This window comes from Ruminococcus sp. CAG:379, from assembly GCF_000434255.1.
GTDB lineage: Bacteria > Bacillota > Clostridia > Oscillospirales > Ruminococcaceae > Ruminococcus_F > Ruminococcus_F champanellensis.
In genome coordinates, this window is the sequence record NZ_FR894840.1 from 1 (window position 1) to 3,042 (window position 3,042).

A 3,042-nucleotide genomic window follows, 5' to 3' on the forward strand; every position below is an offset into this window, starting at 1 on the left:
CAGCACGCAGACCATAAAAGACAAGTCCGGAAGCAAATGGTCGATGAAAAGTCAAAACCAACCCCCACCCGCCTTGACAACCCCTATCCCCATGCGCTATAATAATAGTATATGTGGCAGGAGGTGTGTGACATGGAACAGGCGGAATACCAATGGAGCCGAACGGATGCCATGCTCTGGGTGGGAAAAATCGCACTGCTGTTTTTTCTGATCCTGGGGCTGATCTACGTATTCACGGTGCTGACCCCGAAAATCGCTGCGTGGATCGACAAGAAACGGGGCAAGCAGCCGGCGTATACCCAGTATGACGAACACACCAAGGTCAAGGGCGTTTTCGAGGCAGACCTGCCCAAGGACAAAAATCAGAAGGAAAATGAGGAGCAGAAAGACAATGGCGAAGGATAAAAAGCTGGTGGAGTCCATCACAAGCATGGACGAGGATTTTGCACAGTGGTACACGGATATTGTAAAAAAGGCGGAGCTGATTGAATACACCAGCGTCAAGGGCTGTATGGTGATCCGGCCCTACGCATATGCGATCTGGGAGAACATTCAGCATATTCTGGACGGCATGTTCAAGGCAACCGGCCACGAGAACGTGTGCATGCCCATGTTCATTCCGGAAAGCCTGCTGCAAAAGGAGAAGGATCATGTGGAGGGCTTTGCGCCCGAGGTGGCATGGGTCACCATGGGGGGCAGCGAAAAGCTGGAGGATCGGCTTTGTGTGCGGCCTACCTCCGAGACCCTGTTCTGTGAGCATTATGCCAACATCGTACACTCCTACCGGGATCTGCCCAAGCTGTACAACCAGTGGGTCAGCGTGGTACGGTGGGAAAAGACCACCCGTCCCTTCCTCCGCTCCAGAGAGTTCCTGTGGCAGGAGGGGCATACCATTCATGCCACCGCACAGGAGGCCATTGAGGAAACCGAGCGGATGCTGAACGTGTACGCTGATTTCTGTGAGCACTCCCTGGCGATGCCCGTCATCAAGGGCAGAAAGACCGAAAGCGACAAGTTTGCCGGCGCCGTTGCCACCTATGCCATTGAAGCGCTGATGCATGACGGCAAGGCGCTGCAGGCAGGTACCTCCCACTACTTCGGGGACGGCTTTGCCAAGGCATTCGACATTGAATACACCGACAAGGAAAACAAGCGGGTGAACCCCCACCAGACCTCCTGGGGCGTGACCACCCGGCTCATCGGCGCCATCATCATGACCCACGGGGACAACAGCGGTCTGGTGCTGCCGCCGGCAGTGGCACCCATCCAGGCTGTGATCGTACCCATCGCACAGCACAAGGAAGGGGTTCTGGAGAAGGCAAATCAGTTGGCAGAGGCATTGAAGGCGCAGGGCATCCGGGTAAAGCTGGACGATTCCGACAATTCCCCCGGGTGGAAGTTTGCCGAATACGAAATGAAGGGCGTGCCGGTTCGGATCGAGATCGGCCCCAAGGATATTGAACAGGGCCAGTGCATCGTTGCCACCCGGTACAACGGGGAGAAGCAGCCGGTTGCCCTGGATGAAGCCTACGGTACATTGGTACAGACCGTGCAGCAGCTGCTGGACAAGACCATTCCGGAGGGCATGTTTGCAAAGGCGCTGGAGAACCGCACCAACCGCACCTACGACTGCACCAGCCTGGAGGAGATCACCAGAGCCCTGAAGGAGAAGGGCGACGGCTTCATCATGGCAATGTGGTGCGGCGATGAGGCGTGCGAGGACAAGGTGAAGGAAGTCACCGGCGTTGGCTCCCGGTGCATCCCCATGGAGCAGCGGCACATTGCAGACACCTGCGTTTGCTGCGGCAAGCCGGCAAAGCATATGGTTTGCTGGGGCAAGGCGTATTGATTCAGACCAGGAGATACAAGAAAACCCGGAACAAATGTTCCGGGTTTTTTCATGCTCTGTTGCAATCAACCCCAGCCGCAGTCGTCATAGCTGCGCCAGGTTTCGTGATAGCTCCGGTTCCGCAAAGTCTGGTACAGGATCGCTGCCAGAGAGCCGGTCAGGAAGATCAATCCTGCCAGCACAGGCAACAACGACCGCAGCGGCACGGAGGTATCCTTTTTCTCGATGATGACCTTAGCAGGTTCAGACATAGGAACTCCTTTCGGCTTATTCTGCCGGTGTTTCCGCAGCCTGTGCGCCCATTTCCGCCATCAACCGCTGCATTTCTGCGTCCACCTTGGAATCCTGTTCCAGCTTTTCAAATTCATCCTGGCTGCTGGTATCCACGCCGGAAATCTCCCGGTAAGCCTGGGCTTCCGCTTCCTTCCGGGTGATCTTCTCCTCCATCCGGTTGAACTTATCCAGAGAGCTGGATGCGTCAAAACCGCCCATGGACTTGGCGAGGTTCTTCTGGGTCTCCGCCATCTGGGAACGGGCAATCAGCACAGCCTGGCGGCTCTTTGCCTCCTCCAGCTTGGACTTGAGCACCTCAACCTGGGAGCGGATGGCGTCGGTCTGCTCGGAAATGGTCTCGTGCATCTCCTTGTAGTTGGCAGCTTCCTCGTCCGCCTTAACCTTGTAGGACAGTGCCTTCTTGGCAAGCTCCTGGTCTCCGGAAGCCAGGGCAGTCTTTGCCTTTGCCTCCCAGTTTGCGGAGGTGGCAACAGCGTTGTTGTACTGCTTTTCCACCATTTTCTCGCTGGCAACAGCCTTGCCCAGCGCCTGGGTGGATTTATTCAGTTCCTTCTGCATATCCAGAATGATCTGTTTTACCATTTTTTCGGGGTCTTCTGCTCTATCGATCAGATCGTTGATATTTGCCTTGAGCAGATCGCTCAGACGGGTGAAAATACTCATGTTGAAAACCTCCTTCATTTTCCCGCATGCGGGTTACTATTATTATAGCCATCCGCCTGCCAATTGTCAAGTGGTTTTCTTTTTTGTGGGCATGCATTTTTGGTGACCTGTTCCTTTCGTGCGGTTTTTGATGCTCTGCGTGCTACCTTTGTTAGTAACCTTTTTCTTTTCTGCGTTCTTTTATACTCTGCGTGCTGGACATACGCAGTAGAGGTTTACCGATGTCTTGGGGAGAT

At 54.9% G+C, this 3,042-nt stretch carries 4 protein-coding genes; 2 read left to right on the forward strand and 2 right to left on the reverse strand.

From position 1 onward, the window contains the following. The first annotated feature begins 132 nt into the window (after positions 1 to 132). Positions 133 to 405, forward strand: a complete 273-nt coding sequence (locus QVO51_RS02745; RefSeq protein WP_015557434.1) for a hypothetical protein — start codon at positions 133 to 135, stop codon at positions 403 to 405. Beyond that, positions 392 to 1,849, forward strand: a complete 1,458-nt coding sequence (gene proS / locus QVO51_RS02750; protein WP_022357140.1) for a proline--tRNA ligase — start codon at positions 392 to 394, stop codon at positions 1,847 to 1,849. Before QVO51_RS02745 ends, proS begins: the two co-directional genes overlap by 14 nt. Before the next feature lie 65 nt (positions 1,850 to 1,914). On the opposite strand, the gene QVO51_RS02755 is transcribed toward proS, so the two are convergent. Together QVO51_RS02755 and QVO51_RS02760 are read right to left on the reverse strand one after the other, a co-directional pair. Then, positions 1,915 to 2,100 (reverse strand): hypothetical protein, encoded by a 186-nt coding sequence (locus tag QVO51_RS02755; RefSeq protein WP_022357141.1) that lies wholly within the window; start codon positions 2,098 to 2,100, stop codon positions 1,915 to 1,917. A 16-nt stretch (positions 2,101 to 2,116) separates the two neighbouring features. Continuing rightward, a complete protein-coding gene (locus QVO51_RS02760) occupies positions 2,117 to 2,806 on the reverse strand; it encodes a PspA/IM30 family protein (protein ID WP_015557431.1) in 690 nt (229 codons plus the stop codon). Between the last annotated feature and the right edge of the window lie 236 nt (positions 2,807 to 3,042).

Coding starts and splice junctions, on each gene's coding strand:
- QVO51_RS02745 (WP_015557434.1), top strand. CDS start 133: ATGGAACAGGCGGAATACCAATGGAGCCGAACGGATGCCATGCTCTGG.
- proS (WP_022357140.1), top strand. CDS start 392: ATGGCGAAGGATAAAAAGCTGGTGGAGTCCATCACAAGCATGGACGAG.
- QVO51_RS02755 (WP_022357141.1), bottom strand. CDS start 2,100: ATGTCTGAACCTGCTAAGGTCATCATCGAGAAAAAGGATACCTCCGTG.
- QVO51_RS02760 (WP_015557431.1), bottom strand. CDS start 2,806: ATGAGTATTTTCACCCGTCTGAGCGATCTGCTCAAGGCAAATATCAAC.